Raw genomic sequence first — 19830 nt, 5'->3', positions numbered from 1 at the left:
GCAGAGTGAAGGCCCGCCCTCGGCTCACTCAGGGCGGGCCTTCACCATGCCGTGCGTGCTCAATCCTCCGGGTTGATGCGTTTGTCGAGTCGCCGCAGGAACTCGGGGTCGTCGTCTGGGCCCAGTGGACGGTTGCGCCCGGACGGCCGGTGGAAATCCGAGGGGTCCAGATGGTCGGCGGAGGAGACAGGCACCGAGGAGGAGACCGCTGTGCCGGGATGCGTGATGGGACGTCCGAGGAAGAGCCACAGGAGCGGACCGATCACCGCAAATAGCACGATGACGAGTAGCCAGATCACCTTGGGCAGGTTGCGGACTTCCTCAGCGGGACAGGTGAGCGCGTCGAAGAACGCGTACACCCAGAGCACGATCGTGAGCAGCGTAATGAGGCCACCGAGCCAAACCATGTCTTCCAGCCTATCCGGGTGTGACCTGGATGTGCGGGTGCGGACCACCACGGAGCGGGGCCGGTGCCATCGGGACGAGAGCCCAGAGTCTTCGCTGGTCAGTGCGAGGATTCAGGAGTCTCCCCGTGGAGCAGTGCGCGGACTTCGGACTCCCGGAAGCGGCGGTGCCCGCCGGGGGTGCGGATACTGCTGATCCGGCCGGAGGCGGCCCACCGGGTCACGGTCTTAGGGTCGACGCGGAAGAGGGAAGCGACCTCTCCCGGGGTCAGCAAGCGTTCCGTTGTTCTTTCCACCTTCGCCATCCCCCTTTACTCCCATCCCGGATGTGGTACGGGCGTTTAGTCCCCTAGTGTGCATGAGTCGGGCTGTTTCCTCCTTAGTTTTCGGAAAGATGGGAGGCAACGTGGGCGAGGGCGGGCAGATGTGATCGTAACGTGATATCCCCCTCAGGGGTGTCTTCTTTCTCAATCTCGGCACAGAAGATGAACACCGCCTTATCTGGGACAGGGGTCCGTGTCCGCAGGAAAAACCGCCCTTTAGGCTGGGGTGGAGAGGGACGATGCACGGTCGAGGACTGGGCAGGACCTGCTGGAGGGGCGGAGGGCACAGCCGTGAACCGCTGCCCCAGGGGCGTGCCGGGTCTTCACCGGGACTTTTCTGTGAACCGCCCGTTGTGAGGCAGTTTCATGCGTAACTTCATTGCTTATACCGCGGCCCGGGTGCTGCTCTTCGCGATCGCTTTCGGCGTGGTGTATCTCCTGGGCGCCCGCGAGCTGCTCGCGGTCATCCTCGCTCTGGTGATCAGCGGCCTGCTGAGTTTCGTGCTGCTCTCCCCGCAGCGCGACGCGCTCTCCGCCTCACTGGTGCGGGGGATGGAACGGATGCGGAGCGTGGGTGAGCGGCTCGATGCCGGGGCCAGCAGGGAAGACCACTTGCAGCAGGCCCCGTCACCCGGGAGTGCGTCCGGCAGTACCGCGGTGGAGCCGGGCCAGGCGGAGCAGCGTTCTGCTCCGGGGGAGACACCGTAGGGAGGACGGGCCGCAGGACCGGAACGCAGCACCCTCTAGGCTGTGCACCATGATCCGTGCCGAACTGGACAAGGACCCCCGAGACGTCGCCGCGATGTTCGACAGCATCGCGGACCGCTACGACCTGCTCAACCGGGTGCTCTCCCTGGGGCGGGAACGCTACTGGCGGCAGGCCACTGTGGCTGCGGTGGACGCCTACAGCGGCGAGCTGGTGCTCGACCTTGCGGCCGGGACGGGAACCTCGTCGGAATCCTTCACCCGCCGGGGTGCGCGGGTCATCGCCTGCGACTTCTCGTTCGGCATGCTCCGGGTCGGCGCTGAACGCCGCGGCGGTGCGTCCCGCAAGGGGGTCACCGTGGTGGCCGGGGACGCGCTGCACTTGCCGTTTGCGGATCAGACGTTCGACGCTGTCACGATCTCGTTCGGGCTGCGCAACGTCCACGACGTGGACCGGGCGCTGGCCGAGCTGCTGCGGGTCACCAAAGTCGGCGGCCGACTGGTGATCTGTGAATTCAGCCACCTTCCGGTGCAGCCGCTCGACCGGATGCTGGGCTGGGGGATGAAGATCGGCCTGCCGTGGGTGGCGCGCCAGTTCAGCGACAACCCGGACGCTTACGCCTACCTGTCGGAGTCGATCGCGGCCTGGCCGGACCAGGCTGGGCTCGCCCGGAAGATCAGCGCGGCCGGCTGGTCGCGGGTCGCCTGGCGCAATCTCACGTTCGGGGTGGTGGCGCTGCACCGCGCCTACCGCGAGCGCTGAGGCGCCGTACGTGTGTCTCTGCTCACCTCCGCGTCCCCGGACAAGGAGGTTTTTCTGTGGCGCAAATCACTACTCATGGTAATGGTAGTATCACCATGAGTCTTCGGTTTTGTTAAAAAGATCCCAATTTGAGCTTTTTGTGAACTTTGCCGAGACTGTGTCCTGTAACCGGCACACCGGTCAAAAGTGAACCGCCGCGCTGTTACCTGGTTTTTAAACCCCTAGGTCAGGGCAGCGCGACCGAAACCTCACCAACAGGGACCTGGGGTCGCTCGTGTGGCTGGGAAGGTCTAGACTTCGCATTGAAGACCTTGTGAAGCACTTCACAAGGGGGCGAGTTTATTCCCCTTTCTGGGACAGCCACAAGCTCGAACCCCAGTGTGAAACCGCGCCGAGCAGTCAGGACCATCCGTGAGCCAGACAGCACCGACCCCAGTCACAGACACCACGGTTCCCCACGAGGAAGCCGACGTCATCGTCGTCGGAGCAGGCCCGGCAGGGAGCACGGCAGCCCACTACCTGGCCACCGCGGGCCTCGACGTCCTGCTGCTGGAGAAGACTGCTTTCCCGCGGGAGAAGGTCTGCGGAGACGGCCTCACCCCCCGTGCAGTCAAACAGCTCGTCGCTATGGGGATCCCCATCAACGAAGAAGACGGCTGGATCCGCAACCGCGGCCTCCGCATCATCGGCGGCGGAACCCGACTCGAGCTTCCCTGGCCTGAACTTTCGGAATACCCCGGATTCGGTCTGGTACGCACCCGCTACGACTTCGACCAGATCCTCGCCCGCCACGCCGTGAAAACCGGTGTGCGGCTCCTGGAACGCACCAACGTCACCGCGCCCATCATCGACGAGCGCAGCAACCGCGTCGTCGGAGTCCAAGCCAAAGACGCCGAAGGCCGCATCCGCTCCTTCCGCGCACCCCTCGTCCTCGCCGCCGACGGCAACTCCTCGCGCCTGGCGATCGCCCTGGGCATCCGCAGACGCGACGACCGCCCCATGGGCGTGGCCGTCCGCACCTACTTCACCACCCCCCGGCACAACGACGACTACCTGGAGTCCTGGCTGGAACTCTGGGACACCACCGACGGCAAGCAGGTGCTGCTCCCCGGCTACGGCTGGATCTTCGGAGTCGGCGACGGCACCAGCAACGTAGGCCTGGGGATCCTCAACTCCACCCCCGCCTTCCAGAAGATCGACTACCGCAAACTGCTGCGCCGCTGGACGCAGAGCATGCCTGAAGAGTGGGGGTTCACCGAGGAGAACCAGAAAGGACCCATCCGCGGCGCCGCCCTGCCCATGGGCTTCAACCGGACACCGCACTACGCCCGTGGCATGATGCTGGTCGGTGACGCAGGAGGCATGGTCAACCCCTTTAACGGCGAGGGCATCGCCTACGCGATGGAAGCAGGTCGGATCGCCGCTGACGTGGCGGTCCAGGCGCTGAGCCGTCCCACACCGCGGGACCGCGAACGCACCCTGCTGCGCTACCCGGAGATCCTGCGGGATACCTACGGCGGCTATTACACGCTGGGGCGCTACTTCGTGAAGCTGATCGGCAACCCCTACTTCATGAAGTACGCCACCAAGTATGGTCTCCCGCGGCCCCTCCTGATGCGCTTCACCCTCAAGATGCTGGCGAACCTCACGGAACCCAGCCACGGCGACGCGCTGGACCGGCTCATCAACGGCCTGTCCAAGATCGCGCCCGCCTCGTGAGACAACTCAGGAGACCCATCCCGCGAGAACGGCAGGACATGAACCTCTTCCGTGCACAACACCAAGGGAGCGGCTAGCCGATGGAGCTGTACACCCCCATCTTCGTACTCGGCGGTATCGGCGCTGCCTTCGTGATCGTCTCGATGATCGTCGGAGCGATCGCCGGGCCTAAACGCTACAACCGCACCAAACTCCAGGCCTACGAGTGCGGGATCGAACCCACTCCCCAGCCCGTGGGCGGCGGTCGGTTCACGATCAAGTACTACCTGACGGCGATGTTGTTCATCGTCTTCGACATCGAGGTCATCTTCCTAGTGCCCTGGGCGGTGCACCTCGACGCGCTCGGGATCTTCGGCCTGGTCGTGATGATCCTGTTCCTCGTCAACGTCTCGATCGCCTACGCCTACGAATGGCGCCGCGGCGGCCTCGAATGGAACTGATCCGCATGACCAGCCCGCACCTGATCCCCAGTCGTCCCACTGAGACTGCAGAACCGGAAAGGGGGTTCGACTGATGGGCCTCGAAGAGAAGCTGCCCAGTGGAGTCCTGCTCACCACGGTCGAACAGATCGTCGGTTTCGTCCGCAAGACCTCCATGTGGCCCGCGACCTTCGGCCTTGCCTGCTGCGCCATCGAGATGATGGCGGTCGGCGGCCCGCGCTTCGACATCGCGCGCTTCGGTATGGAGCGCTTCTCCGCCACGCCTCGCCAAGCGGACCTGATGATCGTGGCCGGCCGAGTGAGCCAGAAGATGGCCCCGGTGCTGCGCACCATCTACGACCAGATGGCGGAGCCCAAGTGGGTCATCGCCATGGGCGTATGCGCCTCGAGCGGCGGCATGTTCAACAACTACGCCATCGTGCAGGGCGTCGACCACATCGTGCCGGTGGATATCTACCTCCCAGGTTGTCCGCCGCGCCCTGAGATGCTGTTGGACGCCATCCTCAAGCTGCACGACAAGGTCCAGAACACCAAGCTCGGCGTGCACCGCGAACGTGAGATCGAGGAACTGGAGCAGCGACGCCTGCGGGCGCTGCCGCTGATCCAGCAGACGGAGGAAGCCACCCGATGACCTCCAACGGGCAGCAAGGCAAGCCTAACCTACCAGAAAAGGACAACCTTCCCAGAGAGCTGGGGACGCAGCGCATCAATTCGCCGATCGCCCGCATGGGCATGTTCGGTGCCAAAACCACCGGCGACACGTCCGGCTACGGACGGCTGCGCGTCTACCGGCACGTGCCCGCCGCCGCCCAGCGTCCCTACAGCGACCCCAGCGACCCGCGCACGGCCTACTTCGACGAAGTCGCCGACGCGCTCGAACGCTCCCTGAAAGAGATCGGGACACCCTACGACACCGCGATCAGCCGGGTCGTGGTGGACCGCGGCGAGATCACCTTCCACGTGCAGCGCGAACACCTGCTGGACGTGGCCACCCGGCTGCGCGACGATCCGGCGCTCCGTTTCGAACTGTGCCTGGGGGTCACCGGGGTCCACTACCCCGAGGATGAGGGCAACGAACTGCACGCCGTCTACGCGTTGCGCTCCATCACGCACAACTACGAGATCCGGCTCGAAGTGAGCTGCCCCGACTCGGACCCGCACATCCCCTCGATCGTGAGCGTCTACCCCACCAACGACTGGCACGAACGAGAGGCCTGGGACTTCTTCGGGATCATCTTCGACGGCCACCCCGCCCTCACCCGTATCCACATGCCCGACGACTGGCACGGCCATCCCCAGCGCAAGGACTACCCGCTGGGCGGAATTCCGGTCGAGTACCGCGGGGCCAAGGTTCCCCCGCCGGACCAGCGGAGGTCGTACGCATGACCACTCCAACCGAGACCTACGTCGATGCCTCCGGAGGCGACTGGGACGAGGTGGTCGCCGCGGCCCAGCGGAGCCAGACCGACCGTCTCGTCATCAACATGGGGCCCCAGCACCCCTCCACCCACGGCGTGCTCCGGCTCATCCTCACCTTGGACGGCGAGACCGTCACCGAGGCCCGAGTCGGCATCGGCTACCTGCACACCGGTATCGAAAAGAACATGGAGTACCGGACGTGGACCCAAGGCACCACGTTCGTGACTCGCATGGACTACCTCACGCCGCTGTTCAACGAGACGGCCTACTGCCTGGCAGTGGAGAAGCTGCTGGGCATCACCGACCAGGTCCCGGAACGCGCCAACGTCATCCGCGTGATGATGATGGAGCTGAACCGGATCTCCTCCCACTTCGTGGCGATGGCGACGTTCGGCATGGAGCTGGGCGCCACCACCGTCATGACCAACGGGTTCCGGGAACGGGAAATGGTCCTGGACATCTTCGAGATGGTCACCGGGCTGCGCATGAACCACGCGTACATCCGCCCCGGCGGCGTGGCCCAGGACCTTCCGCCCGGCACGGTCGGGAAGGTGCGCGAACTCCTCACCGAGATGCCCAAGCGGCTGAAGGACATGCGCAAGCTTCTCGACGCCAACCCCATCTACCTGGCCCGCACCCGGGACGTGGCCTACCTGGACGTCACCGGATGCCTCGCGCTGGGCGTCACCGGCCCGATCCTGCGCGCCGCGGGCCTGCCCTGGGACCTGCGCAAGGCCAAGCCCTACTGCGGCTACGAGAACTACGAGTTCGACATCCCGGTCTCGGACGGTGCCGACGTCTACGCCCGCTACCGGGTGCGAATGGCCGAGATCGAGCAGAGTCTCAAGATCATCGAGCAGTGCCTGGACAAGCTCAAGCCGGGCCCGGTGATGATCGAAGACCCCAAGATCGGCTGGCCCGCCCAGCTCGCCCTCGGCCCCGACGGCATGGGCAACGCGCCGTCCCACATCGCCCACATCATGGGCAAGGGCGGCTCCATGGAAGCCCTCATCCACCACTTCAAGCTCGTCACCGAAGGCTTCCGGGTGCCCCCGGGCCAGGCCTACGCAGCGGTGGAAAGCCCCAAGGGCGAACTCGGCTGCTTCGCGGTCAGCGACGGCGGTCCCCGCCCCTACCGGGTGCACTTCCGGGACCCCTCGTTCACCAATCTCCAAGCTGTGGCGGCCATGTGCGAAGGCGGTACCGTCGCCGACGTCATCGCCGCTGTAGCCAGCATCGACCCCGTGATGGGAGGCGTGGACCGATGAGTACTCCCCCCAAGCCCAATCCGATCTTCAGCGGGGAGAACCGTGCCCGCCTGGAACTCGACGCCAAGGAGATCATCTCCCGTTACCCCAAGGCGCGCTCGGCACTGCTTCCGCTGCTGCACCTCGTGCAGTCGGAAGAGGGCTACGTGAGCAACGACGGCATCGCCTTCTGCGCCGAACAGCTCGGCCTCACCACCGCAGAGGTCACCGCGGTCGCCACGTTCTACACCATGTACAAGCGCCGCCCAGTCGGTGAATACCACGTGGGCGTGTGCACCAACCCGCTGTGCGCGGTCATGGGCGGCGATGAGATCTACTCCGCGCTCAAGGAGCACCTGGGTGTAGAGAACGACGGGGTCACCGAGGACGGAAAGATCTCCCTGGAGCACGTGGAGTGCAACGCCGCCTGCGACTTCGCTCCCGTGGTCATGATCAACTGGGAGTTCTTCGACAACCAGACCCCCGAGTCGATGAAGAAGATCGTCGACGACCTGCGCCTGGGCAAGGACGTCAAGCCGACCCGCGGCCCCAACCGCCTGTGCACCTGGAAGCAGGCCTCCCGGGTCCTGGCAGGGTTCGACGACGGCCGCGCCACCGAGGGCCCGCAGGCCGGAGAACCCTCCCTGGCCGGGCTCCGGCTGGCCAAGGAACGCGGCTGGCAGGCACCCGACCCGGCAGACACGGCTGCCGCGGCCGATGAGGAGGGGACCAAGTGACGACGCTGACCCCCGTGCTGTCCCGCAACTGGGACCGCCCGGACTCCTACACCCTCGACGCCTACCGGGAGAACGGTGGCTACGAGGCGCTGCGCAAGGCCCTGACCATGGAGCCCGACGCCATCGTCGAGATGGTCAAGGCCTCCGGCCTGCGCGGCCGCGGCGGTGCCGGCTTCCCCACCGGGATGAAGTGGGGTTTCCTCCCCAAGGACAACCCCAAGCCGCGCTACCTCGTCGTCAACGCCGACGAGTCTGAGCCCGGCACCTGCAAAGACATCCCGCTGATGATGGCCAACCCGCACGCGCTCATCGAAGGCGTCATCATCTCCGCCTACGCGATCAACAGCCACCAGGCCTTCATCTACGTCCGCGGGGAGGTCCTGCACGTCATCCGGCGGCTGCGGCACGCCGTCGCCGAAGCCTACGAGGCCGGGCTGCTCGGTAAGGACATCCTCGGCAGCGGCTTCGACCTCGACGTCGTCGTCCACGCCGGGGCGGGCGCCTACATCTGCGGTGAGGAGACCGCCCTGCTGGACTCGCTCGAGGGCTACCGCGGCCAGCCTCGCCTCAAGCCGCCGTTCCCCGCCGTCGCAGGTCTGTACGCCTCACCCACCGTGGTGAACAACGTCGAATCCATCGCCACCGTGCCGAGCATCGTCGCCAACGGCGCCGAGTGGTTCAAGTCCATGGGCACGGAGAAGTCCGCCGGCTTCGGCTTCTTCTCCCTGTCCGGCCACGTCAAGCGGCCCGGCCAGTACGAGGCCCCGCTCGGCGTGACCTTGCGCGAACTGCTCGAGATGGCCGGCGGTATCCGCGACGGGCACCGGCTCAAGTTCTGGACCCCCGGTGGCTCCTCCACCCCGATCTTCACCGAGGAGCACATCGACATCCCCCTGGACTTCGAGTCGGTCGGCGGAGCGGGCTCCATGCTCGGCACCCGCGCGCTGCAGATCTTCGACGAAACCACCTCGGTCGTCCGGGTCGTGCGCGGCTGGATCGAGTTCTACGCGCACGAGTCCTGCGGCAAGTGCACTCCGTGCCGCGAAGGCAACTACTGGATGGTCCAAGTCCTGCGCCGTATCGAAGCAGGCAAGGGGACCCAAGAGGACATCGACACGCTGCTCGACATCTGCGACAACCTGCTCGGGCGCTCCTTCTGCGCGCTCGGGGACGGTGCGACCAGCTCGGTGACCTCGGCGATCAAGTACTTCCGGGAGGAGTTCATCGCGGGAACCCACACTCCCGCGTGGGAGCTGTTCCCGTACCAGCGCACCACTCGCTGGGCGAATGAGTCCGTGGAAGAGGACGCCTGATGACAGTCACGACCAACACCTCCGCGGGCGGATCCCCCGCAGTGCCGCCAGAGGACCTCGTCACCGTTACCATCGACGGTTTCGAAATCCAGGTTCCCAAGGGCACCCTGCTGATCCGGGCGGCCGAACTGCTCGGCATCCAGATCCCGCGGTTCTGCGACCACCCGCTGCTCGACCCGGTCGGTGCCTGCCGCCAGTGCCTGGTGGAGATCACCGACATGGGCAACGGGCGCGGCATGCCCAAACCGCAGGCCTCCTGCACCATCACCGTCACGGACGGCATGGTCGTCAAGACCCAGCTGACCTCTCCGGTGGCGGAGAAAGCTCAGCGCGGTGTCATGGAGTTCCTGCTCATCAACCACCCGCTGGACTGCCCGATCTGCGACAAGGGCGGTGAATGCCCGCTGCAGAACCAGGCGCTGTCCCACGGGCAGGGCGAGAGCCGGTTCGTCGACGTCAAGCGGACCTTCCCCAAGCCGATCCCGCTGTCCACGCAGATCCTGCTGGACCGGGAGCGCTGCATCCAGTGCGCCCGCTGCACCCGCTTCTCCGCGCAGATCGCCGGTGACCCGTTCATCGACCTGATGGAACGCGGCGCCAAGGAGCAGGTGGGCATCGCCGAAGGACAGCCCTTTCAGTCCTACTTCTCCGGCAACACCGTGCAGATCTGTCCGGTCGGCGCCCTCACCGGAGCCGCCTACCGGTTCCGCGCCCGCCCGTTCGACCTGGTGTCCACGCCCAGCGTCTGCGAACACTGCGCGTCCGGCTGCGCCCAGCGCACCGACCACCGGCGCGGCAAGGTCACCCGGCGCCTGGCCGGGGACGACCCCCAGGTCAACGAAGAGTGGAACTGCGACAAGGGCCGGTGGGCGTTCACCTACGCCACCCAGCCCGACCGGCTCAAGCACCCGCTGGTGCGGGACGAGGACAGCCGCGCCCTGGAAGCCGCGTCCTGGCCGGAGGCCCTCCAGGTGGCCGCCCGCGGCCTGGCCGCCGCCCGCGGCCGGGTGGGTGTGCTCACCGGCGGACGGCTCACCCTGGAAGACGCCTACGCTTACGCCAAGTTCGCCCGGGTCGCGCTGCACACCAACGACATCGACTTCCGGGCCCGCCCCCACTCGGCTGAGGAAGCCGAATTCCTCGCCGCCCGGGTCGCCGGGCACGGCATCGAAGTCACCTACACCGACCTGGAGAAGGCGCCCGCCGTCCTCCTCGTCGGCTTCGAACCCGAAGACGAGTCGCCCATCGTCTTCCTGCGGCTGCGCAAGGCGGCCCGCAAGAACGGCACCCGAGTGTTCTCGATCGCGCCCTACGCCAGCCGCGGCCTGACCAAGACCAACGGAACCCTGATTCCCACGGTTCCCGGCGGTGAGGCCAGCGCCATGACCTCCCTGGGCACGGTGGCCCCCGAAGCGCTGGAAGCCCTGCACTCTCCGGGCGCCGTCATCCTGGCCGGGGAGCGGCTTGCTGAAGTGCCCGGGGCACTGTCCGCGGTGGCCCGCCTCGCCGACACCACCGGTGCCCGCCTGGCCTGGGTGCCCCGCCGCGCCGGTGACCGGGGAGCCATCGAAGCCGGTGCGCTGCCCAACCTGCTGCCGGTCGGCCGTCCCGTCACGGACGCGGTCGCCCGGGCCGAAGTCGCCCGCGTTTGGGCGGTCTCCGACCTGCCGGCTACCGAGGGCCGCGACACCGCGGGCATCCTCGCCGCCGCAGCAGCCGGAGAGCTCGACGCCCTGGTCATCGCAGGCGTCGACCTGGACGACCTGCCCGACCCGGAGGCAGCCCGAGCCGCTCTGGCGAAGGTGCCGTTCATCGTCAGCCTGGAACTGCGGGCCAGCAACGTCACCGACCGCGCCGACGTCGTCTTCCCGGTCGCCGCCGTCGCCGAGAAGTCCGGCACGTTCGTCAACTGGGAAGGCCGCGGCCGCCCGTTCGGCACCGCGCTGCAAGTGCCCGGAGCAATGTCCGACTTGCGGGTGCTGGCCGCGATCGCCGACGAAATGGACGTCCACCTGGGCCTTCCGGACCCGGCCGCTGCCCGGCGGGAACTCGCCGAACTCGGCGCCTGGAAGGGCACCCCGCTGCCCACCCCGGTGGTCCGCCCCGCCGACGTCGCTATCCCGCAACCCGGCCAGGCGGTCCTGGCCACCTGGGACCAGTTGCTCGGCCAAGGACGGATGCAGGACGGCGAACCGCACCTGGCGGGAACCGCCCGGCCCGCCGTCGCCCGCCTCTCGGCTGCCACCGCCGCCGAGATCGGCCTCGCCGACGGCCAGACACTGCGGGTCGAGGGACCGGCCGGAGCAGTGCGCCTCCCGGCCGTCATCACCGAGATGCCGGACCGTGTGGTGTGGCTGCCGACCAACGCCGCAGGCTGTGCCGTCCGGCGCGACCTCGGCGCGAGCACGGGGACCGTGGTGTCCCTGGCCGTGGACAACGGCACACCCGTCGAGACCGCGACGAGTGCTGGGAGTGAGAAGTGACACCGACGACTGTCGTCAGTGCGGCAGCTCTGGACGCCGAACCGGGGCTGGACGCCTTCGGCAATGATCCCTGGTGGATCATCCTGATCAAGGCCCTGGCCGTGTTCGTCTTCCTCATGCTGTGCGTGCTGATGATGATCATGGCCGACCGCAAGGTCATGGGCCGCATGCAGCAGCGCCACGGCCCTAACCGGTTCGGTCCGTGGGGGCTGCTGCAGTCCTTGGCTGACGGTGTGAAGCTGTCCCTGAAGGAAGACCTCATCCCCCGCACCGTCGACAAGGTCATCTACATCGCCGCCCCGATGATCGCCGCGATCCCGGCGTTCTTCGCCTTCTCGGTGATCCCGGTGGGCCCCGAAGTCACCATGTTCGGGGTGGAGACCCGGCTGCAACTGACCGACCTGCCCGTGGCAGTCCTGCTGGTCCTGGCCACCGCCTCCCTCGGCGTCTACGGCATCGTGCTCGCCGGGTGGGCCTCGCGGTCGCCCTACCCCCTCCTCGGAGGCCTGCGGGCGTCCGCCCAGGTCATCAGCTACGAGATCGCGATGGGGCTCTCCTTCATCGCGGTGTTCATCTACGCGGGCACGCTCAGCACGTCGGGAATCGTCGAAGCGCAGCAGAACATCTGGTTCGCCGTCATCCTCTTCCCGTCGTTCGTGATCTACCTGATCACCATGATCGGGGAGACGAACCGGCTGCCCTTCGACCTGCCGGAGGGTGAGGGCGAGCTCGTCGGCGGCTTCATGACCGAGTACTCGTCGATGAAGTTCACCATGTTCTTCCTCGCCGAGTACGTCAACATGGTCACCGTCTCGGCGATGAGCGTCACCCTGTTCCTCGGCGGGTACCTTGCGCCGCCGCCGATCACCACCTTCTGGCCGGGCGCCAACGAAGGCTGGTGGCCTGCGCTGTGGTGGCTCATCAAGTTCGTCTGCGTGATGTTCCTGTTCGTCTGGGTCCGCGGCTCCCTGCCCCGGGTCCGCTACGACCAGCTCATGAAACTGGGATGGAAGATCCTCATCCCCATCCAGCTGGTCTGGATCACTGCGGTCGCTGTCATCCGGGTGCTTAACAACCAGGAGTACCCGGGCTATGTGACGGCGATCGTCATCGGCGTGTTCGGTCTGCTGGTCTTCCTCGGACTGTGGGCGTGGAGCCGTGCCGCGGCGAAGGCCAAGGCGCAGGAGGCCGCCGAACACGAGGCCGAGCTGCGGGCACGCCGGGAGAACCCGATGTACGGCGGATTCCCCGTGCCCCCCATGATCGCTCCGCACTACGGCACCAGCGTGCTTGCGGAGGAACCCCGTTACCAGCCGGCCTCAGCCCCCAAGCGTGAGGAGGTTTCCGGTGCTTGAGTGGCTCAATCCCGTCAAGGGGTTCGGCGTCACCTTCCACACCATGTTCAAGAAGGTGCCGACCGTTGAATACCCCGAGGTCAAGGCACCCACGATGCCCCGCTTCCACGGCCGCCACCAGCTCAACCGCTGGCCGGACGGCCTAGAGAAGTGCATCGGCTGCGAACTGTGTGCTTGGGCCTGCCCCGCCGACGCCATCTACGTCGAAGCGGGGGACAACACCGAAGAAGAGCGGTACTCCCCGGGTGAGCGCTACGGGCGCGTCTACCAGATCAACTACCTGCGCTGCATTCTGTGCGGGCTGTGCGTCGAGGCGTGCCCCACCCGAGCGCTCACCATGACCAACGAGTACGAGCTCGCCGACGACAGCCGCGAAAGCCTCATCTACACCAAGGAGCAACTCCTCGCTCCCCTGCAGCAAGGAATGGAGGCGCCGCCGCACCCCATGCGGCTCGGCGAGACCGAGAAGGACTACTACCGGCTCGGACGTGACGACAACGCGGCGGCCCGTGCCGACGAGCAGAACAGCGAGGCTGTTCAGTGAACATCGTTCCGCTTCAAACAACGGCCGCCGCCATTGGCGGCGGTGAGACCGCGACCTTCTACATCCTGGGCTCCATCGTGGTGCTCGCCGCGCTCGGAGTAGTGTTCAGCCGCCGGGCTGTCTACTCCGCGCTCATGATGGCCGTGGTGATGATCGGCCTCGCCGTCTTCTACGGGATCAACGAGGCGCCGTTCCTGATGGTCGTGCAGATCGTCGTCTACACCGGCGCCGTGCTGATGCTCTTCCTGTTCGTCCTCATGCTGGTGGGCGTCAGCTCCTCCGACTCCCTCGTAGAGACGATCCGCGGGCACCGGCTCCTGACCGCGGTGATCGCCCTGTGCTTCCTCGTCCCGCTCGTCAGCGGGCTGAGCAGCATCGTGGCGGGTGAGCCCGTCGGGTTGAGCGCCGGGGTCGCCGCCGCGGGCGGCAGCATCCCGTGGCTCGCCAGCGAGATCATCTACCGCTACGTCATCGCCTTCGAAGCGACCGGGGCCCTCCTCATCACCGCGGTCCTCGGCGCCCTGGTGCTGGCCCACGCCGTCCGCACCAAGAAGAAGCGCACCCAGAAGCAGATGTCGATGGACCGGATCCGCAGCGGCCACCCCACTCCGCTGCCCGGACCGGGCACCTACGCCCGGCACAACGCCATCGACATGCCCGCGCTGCTGCCTGACGGGTCGGTCTCGGAACTCTCGATCAACCCGGTGCTGGCCGCGCGCAACCCCGAGGACCAGCACGGGGTCCCTGAAGACATGAGGTACTCGATCGGCGCGATCCCCGAATCGGGTGGTCGACCGGACGCACAGGCCTCCAACGGCGACGAGCAACGGGAGGACGAGAGCTCGTGGACCCGATGAACTACATCGTGCTCGCGGCGATCGTGTTCACCATCGGCGCCGTGGGCGTCCTGGTGCGGCGCAACGCGATCATCGTGTTCATGTGCGTGGAGCTGATGCTCAACGCCTGCAACCTCGCTTTTGTCGCCTTCGCGCGGATGCACGGAGGCATCGAAGGCCAAGTGATCGCGTTCTTCGTGATGGTGGTCGCTGCGGCCGAGGTCGTGGTGGGACTGGCCATCATCATGCAGATCTTCCGAACCCGCAGGTCCGCGTCGATCGACGACGCCAACCTGCTCAAGAACTAGGGCGGGGGCACGACGACGATGACGTCCACGCTGGCCGCCGGCGGGTACGCGGCCACGACCGCGGCCGACGGCGGGGTACTCTCCTACGCCTGGCTCATGATCGCCCTGCCTCTGCTGGGCGCGGCCGTCCTGCTGCTGGGCGGCAAGCGCACCAACGCCTGGGGGCACTGGCTTGCCATCGCGGCAGCGCTCTCCAGCTTCGTCTGGGCGGTCCTGAGCCTCGGACAGCTTTTGGGACGCGCTCCGGAAGAGCGCAGTGTCACAGTCCACGTCTACCAGTGGATCAAGGTCGGCACCTTCGACATCGACCTGAGCCTGCTCATCGACCCGCTGTCGATGACGTTCGCACTGCTCATCACCGGTGTGGGATCGCTCATCCACATCTACTCGGTGGGCTACATGGCGCACGACGAGAACCGGAGGCGCTTCTTCGCCTACCTCAACCTGTTCGTCGCAGCCATGCTGGTGCTGGTCCTCGCCGACAACTACGCGGTGCTGTTCCTCGGCTGGGAAGGTGTCGGCCTCGCTTCCTACCTGCTGATCGGGTTCTGGCAGCACAAGCCGGCAGCAGCAGTCGCCGCCAAGAAGGCGTTCCTCATCAACCGGGTCGGCGACATCGGCCTCCTCGTCTCGATCATGCTGCTGTTCACCACCTTCGGCACGGTCACCTTCCACCCCGTGTTCGAGTCGGTGGACGGCGCCGGCCGCGGGCTCATGACCGCGGTGGGACTGCTGTTGCTGCTGGGCGCCTGCGGTAAGTCGGCGCAGCTTCCGCTCCAGGCGTGGCTGCTCGACGCGATGGAGGGCCCCACCCCGGTGTCGGCGCTCATCCACGCCGCCACCATGGTCACCGCCGGTGTCTACCTCATCGTGCGGTCCGGACCGATCTTCGAAGCCGCGCCCACTGCGCAACTGGTGGTCACGATCGTCGGTGCGGCCACCCTGCTCGCCGGTGCGATCATCGGGTGTGCCAAGGACGACATCAAGAAGGCGCTGGCCGGTTCCACCATGAGCCAGATCGGCTACATGACCCTGGCCGCCGGCCTGGGACCGATCGGCTACGCCGCCGCCATCGCCCACCTGGTCACGCACGGCTTCTTCAAGGCCGGGCTGTTCCTCGGCGCCGGGTCGGTCATGCACGCCATGAACGACGAAGTCGACATGCGCCGCTACGGCGGCCTGCGCACCGTCATGCCGGTCACCTTCGCCACCTTCGGCGTCGGCTACCTCGCCATCATCGGCGTGCCGTTCCTGTCCGGCTGGTGGACGAAGGAAGGCATCATCCAGGCGGCGTTCGACTCCGGCGGCCTCACCGGCCAGATCCTGGGCTGGGTCACCGTGCTCGGCGCCGGGCTCACCGCCTTCTACATGTCGCGGATCATGTTCCTCACCTTCTTCGGTACGAAGCGCTGGGCTAAGGACGCGAATCCGCACGAGTCCCCGGCTGTCATGACGGTCCCGATGATCATCCTGGCCATCGGCTCGGCGGCACTCGGCGCGGTGCTGGTGGTCAACTACACCCTCGCGAACTTCCTCGCGCCCGTGGTGGGTGCCCCCGCGCACGAGTTCGACCTGGTCCACATGCTGACCAGCCCGTACTCGCTGGCCGCGCTGGTGCTCATGATCGTGGGTGTGGCGTACGCATGGGTGCGCTACGCCAACGACAAGGTCCCGGTCACGGCACCCAAGGGCAACTTCATCACGGTCGCCGCCCGGGAGGAGCTGTACGGCAACGCCATCAACGAAGGCCTGTTCATGCGGCCCGGCCAGCAGCTCACCAGGGCCACCGTCGCCTTCGACGACCACGGTGTCGACGGTGTCGTCACCGGGATCGCCCGTTCGGTCCGCGCAGCCTCGGAGAACCTGCGGCTCACCCAGACCGGGTTCGCCCGCAGCTACGCGCTGACCATGCTCTTCGGCGCGGCCGTCGTCGTGGTCACCACGTTGGGGGTGAACCTTGCGTAGACACCCCGACTCCCGCCGCACACCAGACCAGCAGGTGAGGATCTGAACCAATGACCATCCCCTGGCTGACACTCGCGATCGCGCTTCCCGCGCTGGGATCGCTGATCGTGGCACTCATTCCACGCGAGCGGGTGGAACTCGCCAAACGGGTCACCCTGGCCTGCACGCTGGTCGTGCTCGCCATTGTCGGCGCGATGGCGCTGAACTTCGACCCGAGCGGTGACCGCCTGCAGTTCACCGAGGTCCACCCGTGGATCGCGCGCTTCGGCGTGCACTACGCGGTGGGCGTCGACGGCATCGCGCTCACCCTGATCGTCCTGTCCGCGCTGCTGGTGCCGCTCGTGGTGCTCGCAGCCTGGAAGGAGCAGGAGGAAGCCGCAGACCGCGGCAAGGGCTACTTCGCCCTCATCCTGCTGCTCGAAGCGATGATGATCGGGGTCTTCGCCGCGATCGACGTCTTCCTCTTCTACGTGCTGTTCGAGGCCATGCTGATCCCGGTCTACTTCATGATCGGACGGTACGGCCGGGGCGAGGACCGCCGCTACGCCGCGATGAAGTTCCTGCTCTACAGCCTGGCGGGCGGGCTCCTCATGCTGGTCTCGGTGATCGGCGTGTACGCCTACAGCGCGCAGGCCGGCAACGGCACCTTCCTGTGGAGCGAACTGGCCGGACCGGAGGGGCTGCTCGCCGGTGTTGACACTGGCGCAGCCCGCTGGCTGTTCCTCGGGTTCTTCGTGGCGTTCGCCATCAAGGCCCCGATGTGGCCGGTGCACACGTGGCTGCCCACCGCGGCCGGCAGCGCCCGCCCGGGCACCGCGGTGCTGCTCGTGGGCGTGCTCGACAAGGTCGGCACCTACGGCATGCTGCGGTACTGCCTGGAACTGTTCCCCGGCGCCGCCAAGTGGTTCGTCTGGCCGGTGGTCGTCCTCAGCCTGGTCAGCATCATCTACGGCGCGATCGTGGCGATCGGGCAGAGCGACATGCTCCGCCTCATCGCCTACACCTCGGTGTCCCACTTCGGCTTCATCACGCTGGGCATCTTCGCGATGACCTCGCAGGGCCAGTCGGGTGCCGCGCTGTACATGGTCAACCACGGCTTCTCCACCGGCGCGCTGTTCCTCCTCGCGGGCTTCCTCATCGCCCGCAACAACGGTTCCGCGCAGATCGCCGACTACGGCGGCCTGCAGAAGGCGGCCCCGGTGCTCGCCGGAACCTTCCTCGTGGTCGGCCTGTCCAGCCTGGCGCTCCCAGGACTCTCCCCGTTCGTCAGCGAGTTCCTGGTGTTCGTCGGTACCTTCACGGTCCTTCCGGTGCCTGCGATCATCGCCACCATCGGCGTGGTCCTGGCCGCCCTCTACATCCTGTGGCTGTACCAGCGCACGATGACCGGACCGCTCCGGGAGAAGCTGGCAGGGGTGAAGGACCTTTCCGGTCGCGAACTGTGGGCCGTGGCCCCACTCGTCGCCGTCATCATCCTCTTCGGGGTCTTCCCGCAGCCGCTGCTGAACGTGATCAACCCCGCGGTGGAGCACACCATGCAGCAGGTCGATGTCAGCGACCCCGCTCCGGCGGTGGGTGTTGACCAGGCCAGCGGCCAGGAAGGAGCAGACGAATGATTCCGCTGAGCCTGTCGGAGACCACACTTCCGACAGTCACCACCCAGGCGCCCGACCTCGACTACTGGCTGCTGTCGCCACTGCTCGTGGTCTTCGCGGCCGGCGTAATCGGCGTCATCGTCGAAGCGTTCGTGCCGGCACAGCGCCGCTACAGCATCCAGACGGCGCTCGCCATGGTCGCGGTCGGTGTCGCCTTCGTGCTCACCCTCGTTCAAGTGGGTGCGCTGCCCGCCGACAGCGCGGGCCTCACCCTGGCCTTCGCCACCGTGGTGGTGGACCGGCCTTCCCTGTTCTTCCAAGGCGTCATCCTGGCGCTGGCACTGGCCAGCCTGCTGCTGATCGCCGAGCGGCGGGACGGGGAGAGCGCGTTCACCGGGCAGGCCGCCGCGGTACCGGGCAGTGAGGAAGAGCGGGCGCACGTGCTCGCCGGCAGCCAGCACACCGAGGTCTACCCGCTGGTGATGTTCGCGGTGCTGGGCATGCAGTTGTTCACGGCCGCGAACGACTTCCTCACCATGTTCATCGCCTTGGAGGTGATGAGCCTCCCGCTGTACCTGCTGTGCGGGCTGGCTCGGCGTCGCCGCCTGTTCTCCCAGGAAGCCGCGCTCAAGTACTTCCTGCTGGGCGCGTTCTCCTCGGCGTTCTTCCTGTTCGGCATCGCCATGGTGTACGGCTACGCGGGCGCGGTGGAGTTCGCCGCCGTCCGCGCGGCGGGAAGCTCCGGCGGGCTGATCGACGGCGGCGAGCCACTGCTGCTCATCGGTATCGCGATGATCGGCGTCGGCATGCTGTTCAAGGTGGGAACGGTGCCCTTCCACAACTGGAAGCCCGACGTCTACCAGGGCGCTCCCACCCCGATCACCGCGCTCATGGCCTCCGGCACCCTGGTCGCCGCGTTCGGCGCCATGCTCCGGGTGTTCTACGTCGCCTTCGGCACCACGGTGGCGCAGTGGCGGCCCATGCTGTGGGTCGTGGCAATTCTCACCATGGTGGTTGCCGCGGTCATCGCGGTGACCCAGCGTGACATCAAGCGGCTTCTGGCCTACTCCTCGGTGGTGCACGCGGGCTTCATCCTCACCGCGGTCGTGGCGGCCAACGCCGACGGCCTGACCGGGGCCATGTTCTACTTGGCCGCGTACGGTTTCACCACCGTGGGCGCCTTCGCCATCGTCACCTTGGTGCGCAACCCCGACAACGGGGCCGAGGCTGGCGACCTGACCCAGTGGGCTGGGCTGGGACGCACCTCGCCGTTCCTGGCCGCCTCCCTGGGCCTGTTCCTGCTCGCCTTCGCCGGTATCCCCTTGACCAGCGGCTTCATCGGCAAGTTCGCGGTGTTCGAGGCGGCGGTGGCGGCTGGAGCGACCCCGCTGGTGGTTGTGGGTGTGCTCAGCAGCGCGGTGACCGCGTTCTTCTACGTGCGCATCATCGTGCTGATGTTCTTCGCGGAACCCGCGGAGAACGCCCCCCGCGTCCTGAAGCCGGGGATCCTCACCGGCACTACCGTGGGGCTCGGGGTTGCGGCCACCCTGCTCCTGGGTATCCTGCCCGGACCGGTGCTGGAGCATGTGATCCCGCAGCCGGCCGCGGAGACGAGCGAGGCGGTTGCCGCGGAGCACACCGCTGCAGATAGTCTCTTTGCTCGGTGAGCAGGAA

The 19830-nt window shown here is 67.0% G+C and carries 19 protein-coding genes; 17 read left to right on the top strand and 2 right to left on the bottom strand.

All coding sequences use genetic code 11. From position 1 onward, the window contains the following. Window positions 1-59: 59 nt before the first annotated feature. A complete protein-coding gene (locus TF1_RS08500) occupies window positions 60-407 on the bottom strand; it encodes a PLD nuclease N-terminal domain-containing protein (protein ID WP_011293123.1) in 348 nt (115 codons plus the stop codon). Between the two features lie 98 nt (window positions 408-505). Next, entirely contained in the window at window positions 506-709 is a 204-nt protein-coding gene (locus TF1_RS08495; RefSeq protein WP_011293122.1) for a BldC family transcriptional regulator, read from the bottom strand. Window positions 710-1093: 384 nt separating this feature from the next. On the opposite strand from TF1_RS08495, the gene TF1_RS08490 reads away from it, so the two are divergent. The 17 genes from TF1_RS08490 (at window position 1094) to nuoN (ending at window position 19823) form a co-directional block, all read left to right on the top strand. Then, window positions 1094-1435, top strand: coding sequence for a DUF4229 domain-containing protein (locus tag TF1_RS08490; protein ID WP_011293121.1), 342 nt, complete (start codon window positions 1094-1096; stop codon window positions 1433-1435). 49 nt (window positions 1436-1484) lie between these two features. Beyond that, window positions 1485-2195, top strand: a complete 711-nt coding sequence (locus TF1_RS08485; RefSeq protein ID WP_011293120.1) for a demethylmenaquinone methyltransferase — start codon at window positions 1485-1487, stop codon at window positions 2193-2195. Window positions 2196-2606: 411 nt separating this feature from the next. Further along, complete coding sequence (locus TF1_RS08480; RefSeq protein ID WP_011293119.1) at window positions 2607-3914, top strand: geranylgeranyl reductase family protein; 1308 nt, start codon at window positions 2607-2609, stop codon at window positions 3912-3914. An 80-nt stretch (window positions 3915-3994) separates the two neighbouring features. Further along, window positions 3995-4354 (top strand): NADH-quinone oxidoreductase subunit A, encoded by a 360-nt coding sequence (locus TF1_RS08475; RefSeq protein WP_011293118.1) that lies wholly within the window; start codon window positions 3995-3997, stop codon window positions 4352-4354. 73 nt (window positions 4355-4427) lie between these two features. After that, window positions 4428-4985 (top strand): NuoB/complex I 20 kDa subunit family protein, encoded by a 558-nt coding sequence (locus TF1_RS08470; protein ID WP_016189262.1) that lies wholly within the window; start codon window positions 4428-4430, stop codon window positions 4983-4985. Beyond that, window positions 4982-5740 (top strand): NADH-quinone oxidoreductase subunit C, encoded by a 759-nt coding sequence (locus tag TF1_RS08465; RefSeq protein ID WP_011293116.1) that lies wholly within the window; start codon window positions 4982-4984, stop codon window positions 5738-5740. The genes TF1_RS08470 and TF1_RS08465 overlap by 4 nt, the downstream gene beginning before the upstream one ends. Beyond that, window positions 5737-7041: an NADH-quinone oxidoreductase subunit D gene (locus TF1_RS08460; RefSeq protein ID WP_011293115.1), complete on the top strand. Its 1305-nt coding sequence runs from the start codon at window positions 5737-5739 to the stop codon at window positions 7039-7041. Before TF1_RS08465 ends, TF1_RS08460 begins: the two co-directional genes overlap by 4 nt. Beyond that, a complete protein-coding gene (nuoE, locus tag TF1_RS08455; protein ID WP_011293114.1) occupies window positions 7038-7757 on the top strand; it encodes an NADH-quinone oxidoreductase subunit NuoE in 720 nt (239 codons plus the stop codon). The genes TF1_RS08460 and nuoE overlap by 4 nt, the downstream gene beginning before the upstream one ends. Then, the gene (gene nuoF / locus TF1_RS08450; RefSeq protein WP_011293113.1) at window positions 7754-9070 is read left to right on the top strand and encodes an NADH-quinone oxidoreductase subunit NuoF; all 1317 of its coding nucleotides are present in this window, start codon (window positions 7754-7756) and stop codon (window positions 9068-9070) included. Before nuoE ends, nuoF begins: the two co-directional genes overlap by 4 nt. Further along, the gene (locus TF1_RS08445) at window positions 9070-11553 is read left to right on the top strand and encodes an NADH-quinone oxidoreductase subunit G (RefSeq protein ID WP_011293112.1); all 2484 of its coding nucleotides are present in this window, start codon (window positions 9070-9072) and stop codon (window positions 11551-11553) included. Before nuoF ends, TF1_RS08445 begins: the two co-directional genes overlap by 1 nt. After that, on the top strand, window positions 11550-12908 hold the full coding sequence (nuoH, locus tag TF1_RS08440) for an NADH-quinone oxidoreductase subunit NuoH (RefSeq protein WP_061783796.1): 1359 nt from the start codon (window positions 11550-11552) through the stop codon (window positions 12906-12908). Before TF1_RS08445 ends, nuoH begins: the two co-directional genes overlap by 4 nt. Further along, window positions 12901-13452, top strand: a complete 552-nt coding sequence (gene nuoI / locus TF1_RS08435) for an NADH-quinone oxidoreductase subunit NuoI (RefSeq protein WP_011293110.1) — start codon at window positions 12901-12903, stop codon at window positions 13450-13452. Before nuoH ends, nuoI begins: the two co-directional genes overlap by 8 nt. Continuing rightward, window positions 13449-14309: an NADH-quinone oxidoreductase subunit J gene (locus TF1_RS08430; protein WP_011293109.1), complete on the top strand. Its 861-nt coding sequence runs from the start codon at window positions 13449-13451 to the stop codon at window positions 14307-14309. Before nuoI ends, TF1_RS08430 begins: the two co-directional genes overlap by 4 nt. Then, window positions 14297-14596, top strand: coding sequence for an NADH-quinone oxidoreductase subunit NuoK (gene nuoK, locus TF1_RS08425; protein WP_016189259.1), 300 nt, complete (start codon window positions 14297-14299; stop codon window positions 14594-14596). Before TF1_RS08430 ends, nuoK begins: the two co-directional genes overlap by 13 nt. Before the next feature lie 18 nt (window positions 14597-14614). After that, window positions 14615-16561 carry an NADH-quinone oxidoreductase subunit L gene (gene nuoL, locus TF1_RS08420; protein WP_016189258.1) on the top strand — a complete coding sequence of 649 codons (1947 nt, stop codon included), beginning with the start codon at window positions 14615-14617 and terminating at the stop codon, window positions 16559-16561. A 50-nt stretch (window positions 16562-16611) separates the two neighbouring features. Continuing rightward, a complete protein-coding gene (locus TF1_RS08415) occupies window positions 16612-18177 on the top strand; it encodes an NADH-quinone oxidoreductase subunit M (protein WP_011293106.1) in 1566 nt (521 codons plus the stop codon). Continuing rightward, window positions 18174-19823 (top strand): NADH-quinone oxidoreductase subunit NuoN, encoded by a 1650-nt coding sequence (gene nuoN / locus TF1_RS08410; protein ID WP_011293105.1) that lies wholly within the window; start codon window positions 18174-18176, stop codon window positions 19821-19823. The genes TF1_RS08415 and nuoN overlap by 4 nt, the downstream gene beginning before the upstream one ends. The last annotated feature ends 7 nt before the right edge of the window (window positions 19824-19830 follow it).

Source organism: Thermobifida fusca NBRC 14071 = JCM 3263 (assembly GCF_001592045.1).
GTDB classification, from domain to species: Bacteria; Actinomycetota; Actinomycetes; order Streptosporangiales; family Streptosporangiaceae; genus Thermobifida; species Thermobifida fusca.
The sequence above is the reverse complement of the archived record's forward strand: the minus strand, read 5'-3'. Positions and strand labels throughout refer to the sequence as shown.